Consider the following 19448-nt stretch of genomic DNA (forward strand, 5'->3'; position numbering starts at 1 on the left):
AATCCGCACTCGTCGGATATGTTACTTGGGCAACAAGCCGACGATGTCTCTCATCGAATGTCTCGATATTTGGTTAACTTTACGCTAGAATTCGACAGAGGAACCACTCAATGCTGACAGATAGATCGCGATATTTGCTCCCGTTTTTCGTCCTCTTGGCAGTCGTCATGTCGGCGTATGGCCAGGATCAGGCATTCAGTGATCCGCTGGCCGACTACACGTTCCTCCTGCCGGATGAAAAATGGAAGATAACGGTCAAACCGTCCGCCACGGATGCCGGTGTAGAGTATGTGTTCGGAGACCGGCGCAACGGCCACCTCGAAGTTCGCAAACAGTCAATGGCTCGCGACGGCCTGCTCACTGATCTTGTTCGTGACGAGGAACAAAAGCTGATGTTCCGCCTCGGATTCGTCGCCGGAAAGGAAGAGAACTTCGCAGGTAAACTAAAAGGCACGATCTACAACTTCGAATATGTCGCGGCAGGCCGCACGATGGCCGGGAGATTCTATTTCCTGCGCTCGGGTAACGCATCCGTTTATTTGCTTCGCTTCACCGGATTGAAAGACTCAATGCGGTCCCTGCGAGGCCAGACGGACTCGATCGCCCGCACGTTTTCCGTTAAATAGCGGTTATTTCTTCAGCCAGCCAAACAGGGCGTCCACAGTGATATCACGGTTGGTCTCATAAATGACCTTGGGCAGTGGAATGTTCATCGGACAAACCTGCATGCAGTTCTGCGCGTTCCCGCAGTTTGTTATCCCATCATCGCCCATCAGGCCATTCAGGCGTTCGGTCTTCGTGATCTTGCCCGTGGGATGCATATTAAACAGCCTTGCCTGCGCAATTGCCTGCGGGCCAATGTATTGCTCACCGCTATATTGAGGACAGGCTTCAAGACAGCAGCCGCACGTCATGCATCGCGAATAGACATAACGTTCCTGGGCAGTCTCATTCGGGATATGCGGCCCCGGACCGAGATCATATGTGCCGTCCAATTCTATCCAAGCCTCGACCTGCTTGAGATGGTCAAACATTCTCGACCGGTCTACCTTAAGGTCTCGCACATTCGGAAACTTTGACATCGGCTGCAAGGTCACGGTGTCGCTATTCGATCGAAGCAGCAGATCGTCTATCAACGCAGAGCACGACTGGCGCACGCGGCCATCGATCACCATAGTGCAGATACCGCAGACCTGCTCGAGGCACGACATGTCCCAGACCGGCGGTGTTGTTTGTTTCCCGTCGGCGGTCACCGGATTCTTGCGAATGTCCATGAGTGCTGAAATGATGTTTAGGTTTCGCCTATACGGTATTTCGAAGGTTTCCCAGCGCGTCGGCCCGCCCTCGCGCTCCCGTCGTTGGATCTTGAATTTGATCTTCGCGGGAGGGTTGTCAAGCCGCGCCTTTTCGTGATGAACAGCTGTCATTTCTTACCCTTGGAATAATCGCGTTTTCGCGGCTCGATCAGCGAGATGTCGACCGGTTCATAGCTCAACACAGGAGCCTCGACTGCATACTCCGCGATCGTCGTCTTTAGGAAATTCTCGTCATCGCGATCCGGAAAATCAGGCTTGTAATGTGCGCCGCGCGATTCGTTGCGGTTCAGTGCTCCGAGTGCAATGACGCGCGCCAGTTCGAACATGTTCTTTAGCTGCCTCGCATGTGGCACCGCCTGTGTCGCCCAGAGATTAGAATCATTGATCGAGATCTTTTGAAAGCGCTCCTGCAGTTCACGGATCTTATCGTCTGTCGCCTGCAGCCGGTCGTTGTAGCGAACTACGGTTGCATTGTCGGTCATCACCTTGCCGAGTTCTTCGTGCAGCTTGTACTGATTCTCACCACCTTCGCTGCTGATGATGGCGTCGTTGATCTCTTGTTGGCGCTTTAGCTCCGAGTCATGAATGCCGTTGCTTTCCGTAGTCCCGCGTTCGACGTTTTTCGCATACTCAATGGCCGAAGGCGCCGAAACGAAGCCGCCGTAAACACAGGAAACAAGCGAGTTGGCCCCAAGCCGATTCGCGCCGTGTATCGAATAATCGCATTCACCCGCGGCGAAGAGTCCGGGGATATTTGTCCGCTGTTCAAAATCGACCCACAATCCGCCCATGGAATAATGCACGCCGGGAAAAATACGCATTGGCACAAATCGCGGGTCGTCACCGACGAACATCTCGTAGATCTCAAGAATTGCACCAAGCCGTTCGGTCAGCGTCTGGGCCGGAATATGTGTCAGATCCAGATAGACCTGATTTTCGCCCCCGACTCCATGGCCCTCGATACAGACCTGGAATATCTCGCGCGTCGCGATGTCACGCGGAACCAGATTGCCATACGCAGGATATTTTTCCTCCAGGAAATACCAACGCTCGCTCTCGGGAATATCACGCGGATTTCGCGCATCGCCGTCGGCCTTCGGTACCCAAACGCGGCCGCCCTCGCCGCGGGCCGATTCACTCATCAGCCTCAGCTTGTCCTCACCGGGAATCGACGTCGGGTGCACCTGAATGAACTCGCCATTTGCGTATCTTGCTCCCTGTTGATAACAGGCTGATGTTGCCGAGCCGGTACACGTCATCGAATTGGTCGATTTACCGAAGATCAGTCCGGGTCCGCCTGTCGCCATTATGACCGCATCAGCCGAGAATGACTTCAATTCCAGCGACTGCAAGTTCATCGCTACGAGGCCTCGACAGACCTGATTATCATCGAGCACTAGCGAGACCATCTCCCAGCCTTCGTATTTCGTGACCTTGCCGGCAACCTCCCATCGGCGAACCTGTTCGTCCAGCGCGTAGAGAAGCTGTTGTCCCGTCGACGCCCCCGAAAACGCCGTGCGATGATGCAGCGTCCCGCCAAAGCGGCGAAAATCCATCAAACCTTCTTTCGTCCGCGAAAATGGGACGCCCATTCGATCAAATAGGTAAATGATCTCGGGCGCCATGTCGCACATTCGCTTGACAGGTGGCTGGTTCGCGAGAAAATCGCCACCATATACGGTGTCGTCTAGATGCTTCGCCGGCGAATCACCCTCGCCCTTGGTATTTACCGCGCCGTTTATGCCGCCTTGAGCGCAGACCGAGTGCGACCGTTTTACAGGCACGACCGAGATCAGGTCAACGTCGTGGCCCGCCTCGGCGATCTTCATCGCCGCCGCCAGACCGGCGAGGCCGCCGCCGACGATAGCTATTTTTAGACCTCTTGCCATAACAAAAAAACTCTACCGCACTCCGGGCTGCGGCCGATCAAACGTCGGACGCGGCGTCTCACATAAAGCCTGCGGCAACAGGCCGCAGGGCCGGACAAATGCAAAAGCCGCATTCACGCCCGTAACGCCAAGGACCAAGGCCAATGTAAGAGATGCATACATTGTAAGCTTCTGCGCTTTTTCGCCTATCACCAACCCCCAATCGACGACGAAAAGGAACACACCATATGCCAGATGCCATGCTGTTGCAAGCACGCCCAAGATATACACCACCAACACCCATGTGATCTGGAATTCGTCCGAAACTATCCCAAACGCACGATGCGCATTGCCCGCCACCGGCGTCATGTTCAGCCCCGGTATCAGGCCAAACCGGAAGTTCAGAATGTGAAAGAAAAGAAAGAAGAATAAATATATCCCGGTCAGCCGCTGCAAAAGATAAAACCAGTTCCTCGCATAGCCATACGCGAGGACATTGGGCTTGGATTCCGACGAGATGAGAATGCCGTAAACCGAATGAAAGATCAAAGGCAGGAAGATGCCGCCGATCTCGATCAGGAGAAGATACGGCATCTCATGGATGTCGGCAACGTGCTCGTTAAAGACCTTGCCGCCATTCAATACAGTTGAATTCGTATAGAGGTGGACGAAGTAGAACAGTCCCAACGGCGCAATACCGCTGATCTGATGTAGCTTGCGCAACAGAAACGTTCTGGAGAATTCGATCGCCATCTACTTGATCCGAGTCTCTGAGGTCTTTTCTAAAGTCTAAAGGCAAACGGCAAAGTTCGCCAAGCTTACACCTGAAATTTTTATGATAAGTCTCGTTTCAGATAAGATAAAATGAAAAATAATGAAGCGACTTAACAGAAGAGCTTATTAGAAATGCACATCGAAACGCTAAAAGTTTTCTGCGACCTAGTGGACCTCGAGAGCTTCTCGCTCGCCGCAGAACGGAATTTCGTCACCCAATCGGCCGTCAGCCAGCAGATCCGTTCTCTCGAAGAGAGGTTCAAACGCCGCCTTCTGGAGCGTATACGAGGCCGTCGCGAGGTAAAACTCACGGCCGCAGGTGAGGTCTTTTATCGCGAATCGCGAAATGTGCTCGACGCCTATGACCAGATGCAGGAAAGCTTGAGAGGCGTCGTCGGCAAGGTCGGCGGGACCGTCAAGGTCGCGACCGTTTACAGTGTGGGCCTCCACGAACTGCCGGCCAAGGTCCGCGAATTCCTGCGACGGTTTCCGGCTGCAAAGATCGATCTTGAATATCTGCGCAGCACGCGCGTCGTTCGCGAGGTGCTAAGTGGCGGCGTCGAATTGGGTGTCCTGGCCCTGCCCGAGCCGCGCCGGGGCCTGACCGTCACGCCAATGCCGGATAATCTGCTCGTCCTGATCGCGCCGCCTGACCACAAGCTCGCCTCACGAAAAAAGGCCAAGGTAACGGAATTGAATGGTGAGAACTTTGTCCATTTTGAGCGGGACGTGCCGACGCGCAAGGCGATGGACAATATCTTCAAGGCCAACAACGTCGAGGTCAGAAAGGTTGCCGAATTCGATAACATCGAGACGATCAAGCGGGCCGTCGAAGTCGGCTTCGGCCTCGCGATCGTTCCCGAACCCGCCGTTATCGAAGCAAAAAAGGCGGGCACCCTCGCCGTCATCCCGCTCGCAGAAAAATACTGGGTCCGCTCCGTCGGCGTCATCCACCGCACCGACCGCGAACTCTCCCTCGCCGCCAAAAAATTCCTTCAGTTACTCGAAAACACGGATCGCTAGCTTCTCCTGGGCGTACACAGGACGCGGAAATTACGATAGCTACACGTGAAGCCCCTGGGCGAAACGCGCAGGCCGGAACGGCAAACGAATCGAGCGTAGCGACACAGGTATTTCTACGCCCGATCGTCATGCCCGTTACTGTGGTTCTAGTGGATTGGGCGATCACCGATGCCGGCGGCGGCGACGTAGGTCATGGGCGTGGTGGGCTTCATTTCGTTGAGTGTCGCGCGGATCTTGCCGGCGAGGCCTTCGGCCTCCATGTAATCGCGGCCGAGCAGGCGTCGGAAGCGGCGGTCGCGGGCTTCGCCCGTGAGTTCCCTCAGCAGGCCGCCGAGAAATGCCGTAACGATCTCGGGGGCAAACTGTTTGCCGGAATTCATCCTCATATCGTCGATGACCTCTTTCGCCGGACGGCGTGCTTTATACGGCCGGTCGGTCGTCATCGCGTCGAACGAATCGGCGAGCGTCACGATCTTGGCAACATACGGTATCTCGCGGTCATAGAGTCCGTCGGGATAACCGCGGCCATCGACGCGTTCGTGATGATATTTCGCCGCAAGCGGCACATCGGCATACGGGTGATGGATGGGCTGAAGTATCTCGTAGCCGACCACGGGATGTTTGTTGAGTTCGGCCGATTCCTTTGCGTTGATGCGATACGGAGCATTGATGATCCTTCGCTCTACGGTGAGCTTGCCGACGTCGTGAAGATAGCCGCCGACCGCCGCGCCCTCGGTCTCTTCCTTGCCCCAGCCAAGCTCGGAAGCGATGATCTCCGAAAAGCGGCCCACGCGGACCGAATGCCCTTCGGTGTATTTGTCCTTACAGTCGATCGCCGCGGCAAAGGCCTTCACCGTATCGTTGTAGGTCGAACGCATCTCGTCAAACAGCCGCCGGTTCTCGTCGGCCTGCCGCTCGATCTCGGCCATCAGGTTGCGCTGGGCTATCGCCACGCCGATGTGATGGCCCATGGCGCAGATGATGTCCTTCTCGTAGTTTGTGTAAGGCAGACCAGTCGCCTTTTCGCCAAGAAAGATAGCTCCGACGATCTCGTCGCGAACGACAAGCGGCACGAACAGTTCGAGCCGCCGTCCGCCAAAGCTCACGTCGTATATCTGAAAAAATGGCAGGACCTGCGCGTCGCGGATCTCGATCGGATGTAGACCGCAGGAGAGGAACTGCCGCTCATCCTCAGGCGTCAGCGTTAGGCTCAGCGGAAAATCATCGCCAAGACTACGAACGGCGAGCATGTTCAGTTCGTGGCCAAAACGCGAATATCGAGCTACCGCACCGCGCATGATCCCAAGAGCGCCCGACAGTAAATGCAGTGATGTGCGTATCGTTTCCTGAAAACTGTTCTTATTCGTGACCTCCTGGCCTAGTTCGGCCAATGCCCCGAACGCATGGATCAATTTGTGGTCATGCTCTGCCATAATTACGCCGCCTCACGCCAGTGTCACATGCCTTGTCACGCCCAGCATTTCAAACAGTTCGATGGTTTCTTCGCTTACATCGGAGCAAATTATCCTTGCCCCTCGCGCCGCCGCAACATCGGCGATTCCGAGAAGTATCGATATGCCGATGCTGTTCACCAATTCGGTCTCGCCAAAATCAAGAACGATCTCTCTTGCACCCGCGTCGAGCTTTCGTCGGCACTCGTATTCGATGTGCTCGCCGGTGAGCTTGTTAAGATAATCGCCCGCCTTAATGATCGGCCGTTCCACTGCGGCATTGACCGCGGCGCCGCTTAATGAATCAGAAAGCACGTAAATTCTTCCCTTTTTTGTTTTAACCTGAGCGCGCTGAAGAGCTACTTGAGGTATATGTTTAACATAATCAGATGTCAAACACAATAACTTAAGCGCTTTTGGCACGAACTAGTACTGATGTGGAACTCGGCCAAATTCATCGAGCAGCGGCTTGAGCCGTTCGATAGCTGCGTCGTGGGCAGTTCCATTAGTCGCGAGAATACCGTTACGATTTTGCAGGTCACGTCGGTCATATTTGAACGACTCGCCAAATAGATCCGTAAATCGCCCGCCGGCTTCCTCGAGGATGATCTGTGGAGCGCATGTATCCCAGAGCTTTGTCCGCGGGCTAGGGTGAATGTATATGTCGCAGGTCCGGTTCGCTATCAATCCGACCTTAAGCCCGACCGATCCGCGATTGTGGATCTTTTCAAAACCGAAGGCATCAATAATCTTGCCCATGCGGGAACTCGGATGATTGCGCGACATTGCCAAGGTAAGTCGCGCCAGATCGGCAGTCGACGATGCGGTCAAACGCTGTGGGGCCTCGTCACCTCTCACAAGGAATGCCCCTGTTCCCTTGGCAGCATACATGAGACTACGATGAAACGGCATGTAGACAACGCCGACCACCGGAACGCCAGTCTCCGCGAGGCCGATCTGCACTGAGAAATCTCCGTCTCGCTTGACAAAGCCCGCCGTTCCGTCGAGCGGGTCGATTATCCATACGCGCTTGCTGGCGAGCCGTCGTGCAGTGTCATCAGGTTCCTCTTCCGACAACACGGCATCGAGCGGAAAATCTTTCGCGAGAGCGTCGACGATGATCTTGCTCGCACGCCGGTCTGCCTCAGTGACAGGCTCCACTCGATCGTCAGCCCCGATCTTTTCTTCAGCGACAAACTCAGTCGCGTAATAGGCCATTATTTCGAGGCCGACCGTAAGAGCGAGTGACATCGCCCGCTCTAGCTCATCCTTTAACATCGATTTAACTCTATCACGCACAAACAACAATAAGAGGCTGCCAATCATGACAGCCTCTGTATCTCAGTCTCTTAACTGGAGTTAGAATGTTCGCCTTGTCGGCTGAGCGGCCCTGCCAGGGCTTCCGAGCAGTCGGACCGCGACCGTGGTGCTGCGACCGGCACGGAATACCTCAAAGTTGACCGTATCGCCGATCTGCTTTCGGTCAAGCAAGCGATAGAGATCATCAATATTGTTAAGCTTCTGTCCTTCGCCCGAAAGGATGATATCGCCGATCTGACCATCCGACGTTACGCTGCGTAACCCGGCACGATCCGCTGATCCGCCCGGCTGGATCTGCAGAACGAGGAGCCCCTGATCTACGGGCAGTCGATAACCGCGTTGCTTGAGGTCCTCGACACTTGGAAGGGTCGCTCCTAGTTTTGGGCGCCGGACCTCACCGAACTGGATAAGCTGCGGGATGATCCGTTTCGCGGTGGCCGCCGGAATTGCAAATCCGACACCGACCGAACCGCCCGCGGGAGATAGTATCTGCGAGTTGATACCGATCATCTTGCCAAATTTGTCGAGCAAAGGTCCACCCGAATTTCCCGGATTGATCGAGGCATCTGTCTGAATAGCAGCATCTATCGGCCGTCCGTTCCTGGCTCGTATCGGACGCTGAAGGCCGGAAATAACGCCCGTCGTAAGGGTTCGGTCGAGTCCAAACGGGTTGCCGATCGCCAAGACCTTTTGGCCAACGATAAGCTTATCCGAATCACCTATCGGCACGATCGTCATGCCGGCCGGCGGGTCGATCTTGATCACCGCAAGGTCCGTATCAGGATCGCCACCTACGACCGTTGCCGGATAGACCTTATCACCGCCAAAGCTTACCGTCAGCTTTTGGGCACCCTCGATAACGTGATAATTGGTCACGATATGGCCATTTGCATCAATCACGGAGCCCGACCCATTACCCTTGCCTTCCTGCTCATTGCCAAACCAGTCCTGCGAATAGGATGTTGTGTTGATAAATGCTACACCGGGCGAGATCGTCCGATAGACCTCGATGCTGTTCTGTTCGTCGCTCACGGTCGATGGGTCAGAGATCGACCGCTCAACGTCCTCGGCGAACGCGGGCGGGGCGGCCTGCTCACTGAACCAATACGTGCCGTAGCTATAGAGAAACGCCGAAATACCGACCGCCACAAGGGCGCTGGAAAGTGCGAGCAGCAGCAATTGCCGGCTCGATAGTTGATAAACCGATTGTCTGGACATAATGACCTACCTTCCGAAACTGTAAAATACCAGATTTTTGATGCTTCAAAAATCCGCGCGGGTTGCGTATTGAGTTACGAAGGTCGGTGGGCCGGTGTTTCGAGAAAACGTCAGATCATAAGGGCCCGGGCCGCATCGTGAAGAGCGGTATTTGAGACAACACCAAAGGCTGCAAGCCCCGTAAAGAGATGGATCGCCATAAGCCCAAGATACACAGCCAATGCGATCACGAGCCCGTATCTCGCCAACGGCCGGCTTCCCCAGCGGATGAGAACAACGCCGGCCACCAAGCCGATGGCTATCTTCACGATCAGAAAAGGCCCATTGCCGATGTCCAGCAAGCTCGCCATCAATTGATTGCCCTCAGTCGCGACGCCGCTCCGGACCCAGACGATCGTGAGCAAGGCATCCAGAAGGTTCAGGGCGAAGAGCAAAAACGTTGGGGCGATCAGCTGCATATTTTCTCCTGCAAAATCTTGTTTAACGTTGCTTCTAAACTGGTCGACCCCCGGTTTTTACGCCGGGGGCCGCCTCCAAAGGAGCTGTGAAATTATGTTGTCGCTCAAATATATGTCTAATCTCGACGGATTTCAATAAATTGACATAACATTCCTAGCAACCTATTCTTCTGTCTTCGTGTCAAAAGCGGCGCACGGCCATTCATCCTAGCCGTCCGCTCTTTGATCCCGTAACCTGAGGAGATAAAAACCAATGAAACAATGGTCATATTCTAAGAACATCGTCGCGATGCTTTCGCTGCTTTTGTTGTGCGGCGTCGGCATCGTTTCTGCCCAAAAACCTGTGATCAAGAGAAAGCCGGTCGTACGGAAATCAGTGGCAAAACCGGTCACACCCGTTTACTCGGTCGATACAGGCACAGTAATACGCGTACGCATCGAAAAAACGATCAGCTCAAAGACGGCGAAGGTCGGTAATACATTTTTTGTGACGGTTACGGAACCGGTCTATGCGAACAACGGAGTGGTCGTCATCCCGACCGGCAGCCGGATCACGGGCCGCGTCGACGCTGTCAAGCCCGCCGCGAAAGGCGGCAAACCGGGCGAGATCGATGCCAGCTTTATCTCCGTAAAGCTGCCAAACGGCCGTGTCCGCACCATCAATGGCTCACTGACCGAACTCACCGAAGGCAAGTCTTCGAGCGATGACGAGGGAACCGTGAGCGGCGACAAGATGAAGCACCGCAAGATCATCTTTATCGGCAGCGGTGCGGCCGGTGGTGCTGTGCTCGGTGCAATGGTCGGCGGCGGGAAAGCTACTGCGATCGGAGCAGCGATCGGCGCCGGCGCCGGATTTCTCGGCGAAAGACTCTTAAAGGGCCCCGAAGCCGAGGTCAAATCAGGCACCGAATTCGGCGTCTACCTCAATCAACCGGTCTCGCTTCCCAGATTCGTTGAGGTTATGCCATAGTAAGTAACCTTGGTTCAAACAAAAGGGCGGGGACATCGATCCCCGCCCTTTCTAATACTGGAGCCGGTGAAGGGACTTGAACCCCCGACCTGATGATTACAAATCAACTGCTCTACCAGCTGAGCTACACCGGCCTGATGTAAATGCGGACGGCGTTGGGGGCCGAAACCGCAAGCGTTGATACTAGCAAATAGGCGTTTCTACGTGCAAACTCCGCAGGTGAGAGGGTTAGGCCTTCAGCGAGTATGTGTAAAAACTTGTTGACCAAAGCTCGATGAACATTCTACAATGATCTTGGCCCATTGGGTTTTTGAACGACCTTAGTACCGCGGCCCGTTCGGGCGATCTAAGCGGTGAAACCAAACACCAGGGAGATGACCGTGAACCTTCAAAAAACCGTGACCTTCCGTTTCGTATTGATCTGCCTTTCGCTGCTTTGTTTTCCCGCCATATTGGCGGCACAGAATCCGAAGGGCAACCCGACACTTATTATCGACAAGGCAAAGCCCCGCATGGCGACCGCCGACGGCAATAATCTCTATTGCGCCGGCTATATCCAGACGAGCGCCATCAGTACTGTGAACAGTATTGTCGGCGGCCAACATGAGGCCGATGGATACTTCTATGCCGAGAATGATTTTGTCTATATAAATATGGGCCGAGACAAGGGTGTCAGCGTTGGCGATATGTTCGCCGTCGTCCGCCCGCGCGGTTCTGTCAAGAGCGCGTGGACCGATAAAGGGAACATCGGCTATTGGGTCCAGGAACTCGGGGCTCTCGAGGTAGTGAATGTCAAAGACACCGTATCGGTCGCCCGCGTCGCCTCGTCATGCGATAATTTCCTACTTGGCGATCTCGTCCAGCTTATCGAGAAGCGAGCCAGTCCGAAGCACGATCCTCAACCAGTATTGAATCTCTGGGCCGATCCGTCGGGTAAGGCAACCGGTCGCATCCTGATGTCTCGCGACGGTGCCGAGATGCTCTCGCGCGACTTTATCGCCTACGTCGATCTCGGGGCCGAAGACAGCGTCGAGGTCGGCAACAAGCTCACGATCTTTCGCCCGCTCGACGACGGTAACCTGATGAAACGGACGCAGAAGGAATATCCGACCGGCCGCGATTACGGCTTCCAAAGCGACGAATACAAGGGCGGCAAGTTCTCAAATCAGTCGTCACGAAAGACCGGCGAACTGGCCCAAGGGAGCCACATTACCACCCGCGAAGCCAAGCAGGGCCGCCCGCCGCTCCGAAAGATCGTTGGCGAGGCTGTGGTGCTGAATGTTAAAGAACGAACAGCGACCGTCGTCATCACGCGCACGGGACAGGAGATCCACACCGGCGATTGGGTCGAGCTGCAGTAGAAAAGGACGCTAGAGTTCAGCAAAGGAAATGTCACTGGGGCGACGGTGACATTTCTTTTTTTATCTGGACAATGAACGAACGGACCGCTGTTGCCTCAGCCGAATCGGGGAAGATGCGGAGGAACTCCTCATAGTTTGCGATGGCTTCCTTCCAACGCTCTTGCCGCTCGTATATCAGGCCCAGCAGTTGGTAAATAACGATCGTATCCGGCGCTCCGGAGAGCTGTTTGAGTGACTGCTTGAGGTTCTTCGCGGAATCCGTGTAAGCTGCATCCTCAAGCTCAAAATCACCGCCGCCGCCGTAGCCCTCGGCCTTTTCCTTGTAGAGCAGCCCAAGCCCGGCGTATGCCTCCGGCTGAAATCCCCGGCCCTCGGTGATCGCACGTTTGAACGACGCGATGGCCTTTTCCTCTTCGCCGCCTTCCTTGTAGATGCGGCCAAGAACTGCCGAGGCCTCGGCATATCCGGGACGGTACTTGCGGGCCTGAGCAATTGCCTTTTGGGCCTCATCGAGGTCGCCCATATCGGCAAGGGTGCGGGCAAGGGCAAGGTATGCCTCGGGATAAGCGGGCCTCAGGCGGATCGCTTTGCGATAGGCGTCCTCGGCCTTTTCGCGATCGACGAGGGTCAGCCGTTCTGCCTCCTGGAAAGCCAATTCGGCGTCGTCGGTCGTCTTTACAAGCCCAATCGGCAGATCACCCCGCCTCGCCGCCGTTATCGGCTGTGTTCTCTCCTTAAAGCCGTCAGCCCGCACACGCAAGCTGTGAGCCCCCGTTGCGATCGTTTTGATATCGAGCCGGCCCGATGCGTCTGTCTTTCCAAATCGAACGCCGTCAACCCAAACAACCGCATTCGGCTCGGTAATGACCCTGATCGAGCGGAATTGTACCGACTGGCCGTGCGCATACGAACAAGCCGCAGCGATGAGACCGATCATCAATAAGTTGCGTAGCATATTCCGTTTTGACGGCCGCCGGGATCTATTAGTTGTGCGCATTACCCTATACGAGAAAACTCGTCCACCTCATTGCCTGCCTTCCTCGCCGTAAATAGCACCTTGATCAATGGCGGTGCGATCAGAGTCGTGGCTACCGCCATAAAGAGGACTGATGCAAAAAATGTCTGGCCGATAACGCCAAGGCCGAGTCCGATCTGCGCGACGACGATGCCTACCTCGCCTCTTGGGACCATTCCGATACCGATCTGTGCCATCTCGCGGCGGCTCAGGCCCCAGCCGCCGAGCCCGCAGCCGACAAATTTCGTCGCCACAGCTACCAATGTCAGCACGGCCGCAAAGGCAACGACGGACGCATCTCGAAACACCGTCAGGCTCAACTGCATTCCGATATTTACTAGAAAGAACGGGATGAGAAACTCAGATACGCCGCTGGTCAGCCGGTGCATCTTTTCATTCTCCTCAGTGGCCTCGGCGAGGGCCATGCCCGCGAGAAAAGCGCCGATGATAGCCGCGATGCCGACGTAGATCGACGCTACAGATAGGCCGAGGCACAGGATCAGTCCGAGGGTAAAGAACGGCTTGCCAAGCCGGAGCCGTTCGATGAATGGGGCCAACCTGTTAATTACACGTGAACCGACCAACGCAACAAATCCCGTGAATAGCACGGCCGCGGCCGCCGTCTTGGCGAGCCCCGCGTAGCTCACGCTTCCCTGGCTGACCGTCGAGACGAGTGAAAGAATGATAAGGCCGAGAATGTCATCGATCACGGCCGCACCGAGTATTACCCTCGCCGTCGGTTCGTCGAGCAGGCCCATCGACCCGAGCACACGTGCCGTGATGCCGACCGATGTCGCGACTAGGGCAGCCCCGATGAACATTGATTCGGCAAATGAGCCACCCCATGCTACGGCGAGAAAATAGCCGGCAACGAACGGGAGGACCACGCCCAACACGCCGACCATCGCCGCTCGCATACCGACGCTGAAGATCGCCTGCGGTTTTGTTTCGAGGCCAACGTTAAAGAGAAGGAAGATGACGCCGATCTCGGCGAGGACACCGATGACCTCACCTGGAGCGACCCATCCCAGCAGCGACGGGCCGATAATGACGCCCGCAATTATCTCGCCTACCACTGCCGGCTGCCTGATCCGCTCAAAGATCTCGGCCATCACCTTCGCCGAGGCAAGGATAATGAAAAGATCGAGCAGCACGGCTGCGTTCTCAATGCTGGCGGCCAGAAATATCGGCATAATGTAAAGCTGATCCGTTAATTTTATCAGAAATCAACGACCTTGATTTTTCCCGGCACCCGACTATAATCAATAATTCGTGGCTGGGTAGCTCAGCTGGTTAGAGCGCGGGATTCATAACCCCGAGGTCGGGAGTTCAAGTCTCCCCCCCGCCACCACCGTTCACTTAATCCGTAGCTTCTAGTTCTTCCTCAAGCCGTTGCCGTTCGTAGAGATCGGCGTATTCGCCGTCTGCGGCAAGCAACTCGTCGTGGGTGCCGCGTTCGATGATGCGGCCATCGGCGAGGACGCAGATCAGGTCGGCGTCCTTGATGGTCGAGACGCGATGCGAGACGATGAGCGTCGTGCGGCCCGATCGAACGTCGCGCAGATTGTGAAGGATCTTTTCCTCGGTGTAGGTGTCGACGGCGCTTAGCGAATCGTCAAGGATCAATATCCGCGGATCGCGCATCACCGCACGAGCGATGGCCGTTCGCTGTTTCTGCCCGCCGGACAATGTAATGCCGCGCTCGCCTACGAGTTGTTCATAACCGTCGGGGAAGGTCTCGATATCGTCCGCGAGGCCGGCGATCGCCGCGGCGAACGCGACCGTCATGTCAGTGCCACCTGCGGTAGCGGGTGGTTGAGTATCCGTTTTGCTCACCATCATGTTACTTCCACTCTGCGTTAAACCACCCGCTACCGCGGGTGGTACTGACACGCCGAACGCTATATTGTTCGCCAGTGTATCGCTAAACAAGAAAGTCTCCTGTGGGACAAAGCCGATCGCGCGTCTCAATTGTGCCAGCGGATATTCGCGCACGCTCCGGCCGTCGATCAATACGCTGCCATCAGGAGCGTCCATCATCCGCGGGATGAGTGACACAAGCGTCGATTTGCCGCTTCCGGTCTTGCCGACGAACGCCACGGTCCGGCCGGCCGGAATGACGAGGTCGATATCCTTTAGAACATCTCTTGAGCCAATTGCAGTTCGGAAGGGTGGCTTGCCCCCGCCGCCTTGTTGTTCCGAAAGGGCGGGGGCAAGCCCGCCTTCCTGACCACCATTCGACGACGCACCGTGGTTTCCATTCGCAGCATATGAAAATGTCAGATCGCGAAACTCGACCGAGCCGCTGATCGGCCGCTGTTCGATCACGCCTTCGTCGTCGCGGATCGCCGGTACGGCCTCGAGTATCGCATTGAATCGCTTAAGCGACGCCGTTCCGCGCTGATAAAGGTTGACGACATAGCCGAGCGCGATCAGATACCAGATCATTCGCTGCAGATAAAGGATGAACGCCGTAAAGTCGCCCGCCGTGATCTCGGCGCGAACCGCCATCGGCACACCGACGGCAACGATGATGACAAAGCCGAGTCCGATGAAGAAGAACAGCATCGGCCGCATAGCGGCGGCATATTTTACGAGCCGCAGGTTTTGCGTTGCATATTCGCGGTTCAGCACCTGAAAACGCTCGATCTCGGCATCTTCCTGAGCGTAGGCACGCACGACGCGCACGCCGGTCAGATTCTCTTGCGCACGGGCGGTGATATCGGAGAAAAATTCCTGTATCTTCTCAAAGCGGGTGTGTATCTGGCCGCCGAGATACTTGACCGTAAGCGAGACCAGCGGCGCGGGATCAGCATCAGCAGCGTGAGCTTTGTTGAGATGCTGAGCAATATCGGCAGCGAGATGCACAGGGCGAAGATCGCCTGAAAGCTGTAAAGGATCATCGGGCCGACGATCTGGCGAACGGCGGCCAGGTCATTTGTTGCCCGTGCCATCAGGTCGCCGACGCGGTTCTGGCGGAAATATTCGAGTGGTTGATCGACAAGCGCCGCGTAAAAATCCTGCCGCATGTCGAATTCGATATGCCGCGACGTGTTGATCAGCAGCCGACGCTGCAGGAACAGAAAGACGCCGCTTCCAAGATTGATCGCCAGGATCACCAGCGGATAGTAAACGACCTTGTCCCAAGTCACGCCTGCGTGCAGATCGTCCACCGCCCGCCCGACCATGTAGGGCACGAACAGCCCGAACGACATCGACGCCAGAATGCAGCCGATGCCGACAAGGACGGTACCCTTGTAGGGTTTGAAATAACGGGCAAATTTGCGTAGCTGCTCCATTAAAAGGTCAACCACATAGAGACATAGAACACATCGGAAATGCTTTTATGTTCTATGTGCTCTATGTTCCTATGTGGTTCAGATCCTCGTGTAGGTAGAGATCGCAGTCGCGATCAGCTTGCCTTCCTCGTTATGCACCTCGGCCGAGACGGTAAAGATGCGTTTTCCGGCGCGGACGACGCGAGCCGTGCAGGCAATGGTCCCGCTCACGTGCGGCCGCACATAATGGACGGTAAGGTCGATCGTCGTCGTGGCCTCATCAATGCCGAGCCGCGTGCGCACGGCGAATGCCATTGCCGTATCGATCAGCGTCGCCGTCACGCCGCCGTGCAGCACGCCGTTCGCCTGTTTGAGGTCGTCGCGCATGTCGATGGCGACGGTGGCCTCGTCGGGCCGAAGCTCCAACAGCCGCATCCCTATCATCTGCGAGAGCGGCATGCTGCTGAGGGCCTTTTCCGCCAGCGAGCGCAGTTCGGGGCTTATCTCTTTCATGATCGTCATTTGGTTACACGCCGGTAGCCGGCCGGGACTTGGAATACTGCATCGTCAACGTCAAGTTTTACATTTCGCAGCTCATAAACGAACAGCGTCTCGCCGTCCTCGCTAAATTCCTGCCGCACCATCAGGCCCGACGTTTCGTCGATTGACACGACAATGCCGGCGTCGCGGGCCTTGTATCGGATGACGCCGTCCTTGCGGTCAAGTTCGTCATAGCGAAAGGGCATGCCGCGCTGAAAAAAGTCTCTCGCGACGTCGTTTGCCACAGGCGGGCGGCCCGAGCCGGACGGTGTCATCTTATACGTCCGGGCGGTGTGATCGATGGTGTAGATCGCGTCGGTGCCGAGACTCGTGGTCGCGAGCTTGCCGCCGCGATAGAGGTCGAGGCGCGAATACTCGCCCTTGCGAGCTACAAAGTAGTGCGTCTGTGTGCCGAGCGTGGTCACCACGACGTCGGCCTGATAGACGTCGGGCTCGCTCGTCGGGAATGGAAACCTCTTTGACTCCTCGGCCGGTGTCGGCGCATTGACATTCTCGGCGGGCGGCGTCGCTGTGCAGCCTTGCAAAATGCCGGCACACAACAACGACAGGAGCAGGAGCACACGCGAATTTGACAAAGACATCCAGGTGAATCGATTCTAGCATAACGCCCGATATGGACAATTTGGCGAGATTACAGAGGCGTTTTGTGCTTGGCGGGCTGGCGATATTGCCGTTTGCGCCGATGCTCTATATTCAGGGCCGCGTCACGCGGTGGAAGGTCGGCCTGCTGCCTGATGCCGGCGGCCCGACGCACGGCACGACGGGCGAAGGCACAGACGCCGCACGCCTGCTCGTCATCGGCGAATCGACCGTTGCCGGATTAGGGGCACGCACACACGAAAAGGCGCTCGCCGGGCAGTTTGCCAAATGCCTCGCCGGGCATATCGGCCGCGCGGTCGAGTGGCATGTAGTGGGGCGCAATGGCGTGACGGCCCGCCGCGTGATCGACGAGCTGATGCCGCTGGTGCCTGACATCGATTTTGACCACATACTGATCGGCATCGGCGGCAACGACGTGATGCGGCTCACCAGCCCGCGCGTCTGGCGGCGTGATATGACCGAGCTGCTCGGCATGCTTCGCGTGCGATGCCCCGAGGCGGCGATCTTTATCTCAAACTGCCCGATGATCATAATGTCGCCCGCCATTCCCGAGCCCGCCAAGTCCGTGCTCTGGCGGCTCTCGCAGATGCACAACGAGAACATCATCGAATTCACACGCCCGATGCGCCGCGTAGTGTATTATCCTCAGCCGCCCGACATCACGCTCGAAGGCTTTTTTGCCGACGGCATTCACCCCTCAGAAAAAGGCTACGCCGACTGGGCCGCCGCCATGATGCGTTACTTCACGGAGAATCACAAATGGTGAACGCGGCCGAGCTGCGCGACCTCGTTGCTGAGCGGGCCGAATGGCTGCTGGTTCGCGAGACGGCGGGCACATTCCCGCTGCTAAGCGGTGAGATCGAAGTGGCCGAAGGGGACGGCAAGGCTCATTTTGGCTTTATTGACGAGGGCGGCTTTCACTCGTGGCGGCTGAATGGTTTCGAACTCGATGGCAACGAAGTCTTGGTCGATGTTGCCGGCTCATTCAATCGCAACCGCGAAACCATAAGGCTGATCCCACGCACGGCGGCGTCAGAGATCACAGCAGAGATCGAGATCGCGAGGCTGAAAAGGGCAAACGAGATCGCCGAACTGATCCGAACCAATTACGCAACGGCCAATCTGCGTCGCGTCTCGCTCAATGTCGAAAACGGGCGCCTCGCTCAGATCGAACTCGACCTCGACAACACACACATGGCGGCAGTCGCCGATGTAACCGCGACACTGACGCCTGAGAGCATGCTGACTGCTGCCATTACATGGGCGGACAAGCTCTCGCTTCGTAAAAAAAGGCCGATCAACGACCTCTGGATCATCTGCGAGAAACGCCGCTCGCGGCTCGCACAAAAACTGCATGCACTTTTGACCGAACGATGGCGGGCAAAGCTCACGATCTTCGAGATCGATCGCCGAACCGAACCCGCACGGATAAAGGAATTACCAAAACGCCGCATTCGCGACCTTTGGCGTGAAAAGCCGCAGAAACTCATCTTGCCCGCCCGCTTCGAGCCGAGCAAGACTTCGCAAAGGATCATCAACCTCGTCCCCGACTCCATCGACATCGTTTACGCCCGTAACGGCGAGACGCTCAGGTTCAAAGGGCTGCCGTTCGCTCGTGTCCGGACGATCATGGGCGTCGAAAAAGCTTGGTTCGGCGTTGGCCGGGCGATGCGGGCCTTGAACAATGAAGACTGGGACGATCTTGTTACCTTTGTCGACGGGTTGCGTTTGATCCGCTCATTCGACAGCCCAAACAAGCGCCACGAATTATATCGCACGGCCGCCGAGGCATGGCTGGAATCGATCCTTCGCTACAACATCAGATTGCTTGACGCAAACCTGATCCTGTCACCGATCTACAACCAATTCCGCTTCTCAAACGACAAGATCGACCTGCTCGCGATGCGTCGTGACGGCCGGCTAGTGATCATCGAGCTAAAAACACAGCCCGACCGCGAGATGGTCTTCCAATCGATCGATTACTGGCGAAAGATCGAATTGCAGCGCCGCCGCGGCATCCTTGCAGCCGCCGACCTATTTGACGGGCGCGAGATCGCCGACCGGCCGACGATCGTCTATCTGGCGGCACCTGCGTGGAGTTTTCACCGCGATTTTGAGTATTTCGCTCGATGCGTCTCGCCCGACATCGAACTGTGGCGCTTCGACCTGCACCAGGATTGGCGAAACGATATTCGCGTCGTCGCCCGGCACAGCGTTGCCGATGGTTGAACGGGT

Annotated in this window: 20 protein-coding genes and 2 tRNA genes; 7 read left to right on the forward strand and 15 right to left on the reverse strand. The window is 56.4% G+C overall.

Translation table 11 applies throughout. From position 1 onward, the window contains the following. Window positions 1-110: 110 nt before the first annotated feature. The gene (locus tag IPM59_01265; protein ID MBK9214224.1) at window positions 111-626 is read left to right on the forward strand and encodes a hypothetical protein; all 516 of its coding nucleotides are present in this window, start codon (window positions 111-113) and stop codon (window positions 624-626) included. A gap of 3 nt (window positions 627-629) precedes the next feature. On the opposite strand, the gene sdhB is transcribed toward IPM59_01265, so the two are convergent. Genes sdhB through IPM59_01280 form a run of 3 tightly spaced genes read right to left on the reverse strand, consistent with a single transcriptional unit; the run spans window position 630 to window position 3937 of the window. Next, window positions 630-1427: a succinate dehydrogenase iron-sulfur subunit gene (gene sdhB, locus IPM59_01270; protein ID MBK9214225.1), complete on the reverse strand. Its 798-nt coding sequence runs from the start codon at window positions 1425-1427 to the stop codon at window positions 630-632. Continuing rightward, a complete protein-coding gene (sdhA, locus tag IPM59_01275; GenBank protein ID MBK9214226.1) occupies window positions 1424-3205 on the reverse strand; it encodes a succinate dehydrogenase flavoprotein subunit in 1782 nt (593 codons plus the stop codon). Before sdhA ends, sdhB begins: the two co-directional genes overlap by 4 nt. 12 nt (window positions 3206-3217) lie before the next feature. Continuing rightward, complete coding sequence (locus tag IPM59_01280) at window positions 3218-3937, reverse strand: hypothetical protein (GenBank protein MBK9214227.1); 720 nt, start codon at window positions 3935-3937, stop codon at window positions 3218-3220. A gap of 153 nt (window positions 3938-4090) precedes the next feature. Here IPM59_01280 and IPM59_01285 point away from each other — a divergent pair, with 153 nt between their 5' ends. Beyond that, entirely contained in the window at window positions 4091-4981 is an 891-nt protein-coding gene (locus IPM59_01285; GenBank protein MBK9214228.1) for a LysR family transcriptional regulator, read from the forward strand. A gap of 146 nt (window positions 4982-5127) precedes the next feature. On the opposite strand, the gene IPM59_01290 is transcribed toward IPM59_01285, so the two are convergent. The 5 genes from IPM59_01290 to IPM59_01310 form a co-directional block, all read right to left on the reverse strand. Continuing rightward, window positions 5128-6414: an HD domain-containing protein gene (locus IPM59_01290; protein ID MBK9214229.1), complete on the reverse strand. Its 1287-nt coding sequence runs from the start codon at window positions 6412-6414 to the stop codon at window positions 5128-5130. A gap of 12 nt (window positions 6415-6426) precedes the next feature. Next, on the reverse strand, window positions 6427-6747 hold the full coding sequence (locus IPM59_01295; protein ID MBK9214230.1) for an STAS domain-containing protein: 321 nt from the start codon (window positions 6745-6747) through the stop codon (window positions 6427-6429). Window positions 6748-6858: 111 nt separating this feature from the next. Further along, window positions 6859-7710 (reverse strand): 3'(2'),5'-bisphosphate nucleotidase CysQ, encoded by an 852-nt coding sequence (locus IPM59_01300; protein MBK9214231.1) that lies wholly within the window; start codon window positions 7708-7710, stop codon window positions 6859-6861. A gap of 81 nt (window positions 7711-7791) precedes the next feature. Beyond that, entirely contained in the window at window positions 7792-8970 is a 1179-nt protein-coding gene (locus IPM59_01305; GenBank protein ID MBK9214232.1) for a trypsin-like peptidase domain-containing protein, read from the reverse strand. A gap of 110 nt (window positions 8971-9080) precedes the next feature. Next, window positions 9081-9428: a hypothetical protein gene (locus IPM59_01310; protein MBK9214233.1), complete on the reverse strand. Its 348-nt coding sequence runs from the start codon at window positions 9426-9428 to the stop codon at window positions 9081-9083. A gap of 253 nt (window positions 9429-9681) precedes the next feature. Here IPM59_01310 and IPM59_01315 point away from each other — a divergent pair, with 253 nt between their 5' ends. After that, entirely contained in the window at window positions 9682-10398 is a 717-nt protein-coding gene (locus IPM59_01315) for a hypothetical protein (GenBank protein MBK9214234.1), read from the forward strand. A 58-nt stretch (window positions 10399-10456) separates the two neighbouring features. On the opposite strand, the gene IPM59_01320 is transcribed toward IPM59_01315, so the two are convergent. Next, window positions 10457-10532: transfer RNA gene (locus IPM59_01320), tRNA-Thr, on the reverse strand. A gap of 246 nt (window positions 10533-10778) precedes the next feature. Between IPM59_01320 and IPM59_01325 the strand changes: the two genes are divergently transcribed. After that, window positions 10779-11759, forward strand: coding sequence for a hypothetical protein (locus tag IPM59_01325; protein MBK9214235.1), 981 nt, complete (start codon window positions 10779-10781; stop codon window positions 11757-11759). Between the two features lie 31 nt (window positions 11760-11790). Here IPM59_01325 and IPM59_01330 read toward each other — a convergent pair whose 3' ends face one another. Further along, entirely contained in the window at window positions 11791-12696 is a 906-nt protein-coding gene (locus tag IPM59_01330; GenBank protein ID MBK9214236.1) for a tetratricopeptide repeat protein, read from the reverse strand. 59 nt (window positions 12697-12755) lie between these two features. After that, window positions 12756-13967 (reverse strand): cation:proton antiporter, encoded by a 1212-nt coding sequence (locus IPM59_01335; protein ID MBK9214237.1) that lies wholly within the window; start codon window positions 13965-13967, stop codon window positions 12756-12758. Between the two features lie 81 nt (window positions 13968-14048). Here IPM59_01335 and IPM59_01340 point away from each other — a divergent pair. After that, a tRNA-Met gene (locus tag IPM59_01340) sits at window positions 14049-14125 on the forward strand. Between the two features lie 8 nt (window positions 14126-14133). On the opposite strand, the gene IPM59_01345 is transcribed toward IPM59_01340, so the two are convergent. The 4 genes from IPM59_01345 to IPM59_01360 all read right to left on the reverse strand — a co-directional run bounded on the left by IPM59_01345 (window position 14134) and on the right by IPM59_01360 (window position 17194). Beyond that, the gene (locus IPM59_01345) at window positions 14134-15285 is read right to left on the reverse strand and encodes an ABC transporter ATP-binding protein (GenBank protein ID MBK9214238.1); all 1152 of its coding nucleotides are present in this window, start codon (window positions 15283-15285) and stop codon (window positions 14134-14136) included. A 182-nt stretch (window positions 15286-15467) separates the two neighbouring features. Beyond that, a complete protein-coding gene (locus tag IPM59_01350) occupies window positions 15468-16073 on the reverse strand; it encodes a hypothetical protein (GenBank protein ID MBK9214239.1) in 606 nt (201 codons plus the stop codon). Between the two features lie 78 nt (window positions 16074-16151). Continuing rightward, window positions 16152-16565: a PaaI family thioesterase gene (locus tag IPM59_01355; protein ID MBK9214240.1), complete on the reverse strand. Its 414-nt coding sequence runs from the start codon at window positions 16563-16565 to the stop codon at window positions 16152-16154. A 5-nt stretch (window positions 16566-16570) separates the two neighbouring features. Beyond that, entirely contained in the window at window positions 16571-17194 is a 624-nt protein-coding gene (locus IPM59_01360; GenBank protein ID MBK9214241.1) for a hypothetical protein, read from the reverse strand. A gap of 32 nt (window positions 17195-17226) precedes the next feature. Between IPM59_01360 and IPM59_01365 the strand changes: the two genes are divergently transcribed. After that, on the forward strand, window positions 17227-17979 hold the full coding sequence (locus tag IPM59_01365) for an SGNH/GDSL hydrolase family protein (GenBank protein ID MBK9214242.1): 753 nt from the start codon (window positions 17227-17229) through the stop codon (window positions 17977-17979). Next, window positions 17973-19442, forward strand: coding sequence for a hypothetical protein (locus IPM59_01370; GenBank protein ID MBK9214243.1), 1470 nt, complete (start codon window positions 17973-17975; stop codon window positions 19440-19442). Before IPM59_01365 ends, IPM59_01370 begins: the two co-directional genes overlap by 7 nt. Window positions 19443-19448: the final 6 nt, after the last annotated feature.

This window comes from Chloracidobacterium sp., from assembly GCA_016715795.1.
Taxonomy (GTDB): Bacteria; Acidobacteriota; Blastocatellia; order Pyrinomonadales; family Pyrinomonadaceae; genus OLB17.

Bases quoted from the DNA above. Each gene is read 5' to 3' on its own strand.
- IPM59_01310 (MBK9214233.1), bottom strand. From the start codon at position 9,428: ATGCAGCTGATCGCCCCAACGTTTTTGCTCTTCGCCCTGAACCTTCTG.
- IPM59_01335 (MBK9214237.1), bottom strand. From the start codon at position 13,967: ATGCCGATATTTCTGGCCGCCAGCATTGAGAACGCAGCCGTGCTGCTC.
- sdhB (MBK9214225.1), bottom strand. From the start codon at position 1,427: ATGACAGCTGTTCATCACGAAAAGGCGCGGCTTGACAACCCTCCCGCG.
- IPM59_01315 (MBK9214234.1), top strand. From the start codon at position 9,682: ATGAAACAATGGTCATATTCTAAGAACATCGTCGCGATGCTTTCGCTG.
- IPM59_01345 (MBK9214238.1), bottom strand. From the start codon at position 15,285: ATGGCGGTTCGCGCCGAGATCACGGCGGGCGACTTTACGGCGTTCATC.
- IPM59_01350 (MBK9214239.1), bottom strand. From the start codon at position 16,073: ATGGAGCAGCTACGCAAATTTGCCCGTTATTTCAAACCCTACAAGGGT.
- IPM59_01280 (MBK9214227.1), bottom strand. From the start codon at position 3,937: ATGGCGATCGAATTCTCCAGAACGTTTCTGTTGCGCAAGCTACATCAG.
- IPM59_01305 (MBK9214232.1), bottom strand. From the start codon at position 8,970: ATGTCCAGACAATCGGTTTATCAACTATCGAGCCGGCAATTGCTGCTG.
- IPM59_01265 (MBK9214224.1), top strand. From the start codon at position 111: ATGCTGACAGATAGATCGCGATATTTGCTCCCGTTTTTCGTCCTCTTG.
- IPM59_01330 (MBK9214236.1), bottom strand. From the start codon at position 12,696: ATGATCGGTCTCATCGCTGCGGCTTGTTCGTATGCGCACGGCCAGTCG.
- IPM59_01285 (MBK9214228.1), top strand. From the start codon at position 4,091: ATGCACATCGAAACGCTAAAAGTTTTCTGCGACCTAGTGGACCTCGAG.
- IPM59_01370 (MBK9214243.1), top strand. From the start codon at position 17,973: ATGGTGAACGCGGCCGAGCTGCGCGACCTCGTTGCTGAGCGGGCCGAA.
- IPM59_01365 (MBK9214242.1), top strand. From the start codon at position 17,227: ATGGACAATTTGGCGAGATTACAGAGGCGTTTTGTGCTTGGCGGGCTG.
- IPM59_01300 (MBK9214231.1), bottom strand. From the start codon at position 7,710: ATGTTAAAGGATGAGCTAGAGCGGGCGATGTCACTCGCTCTTACGGTC.
- IPM59_01355 (MBK9214240.1), bottom strand. From the start codon at position 16,565: ATGAAAGAGATAAGCCCCGAACTGCGCTCGCTGGCGGAAAAGGCCCTC.
- IPM59_01360 (MBK9214241.1), bottom strand. From the start codon at position 17,194: ATGTCTTTGTCAAATTCGCGTGTGCTCCTGCTCCTGTCGTTGTTGTGT.
- IPM59_01290 (MBK9214229.1), bottom strand. From the start codon at position 6,414: ATGGCAGAGCATGACCACAAATTGATCCATGCGTTCGGGGCATTGGCC.
- sdhA (MBK9214226.1), bottom strand. From the start codon at position 3,205: ATGGCAAGAGGTCTAAAAATAGCTATCGTCGGCGGCGGCCTCGCCGGT.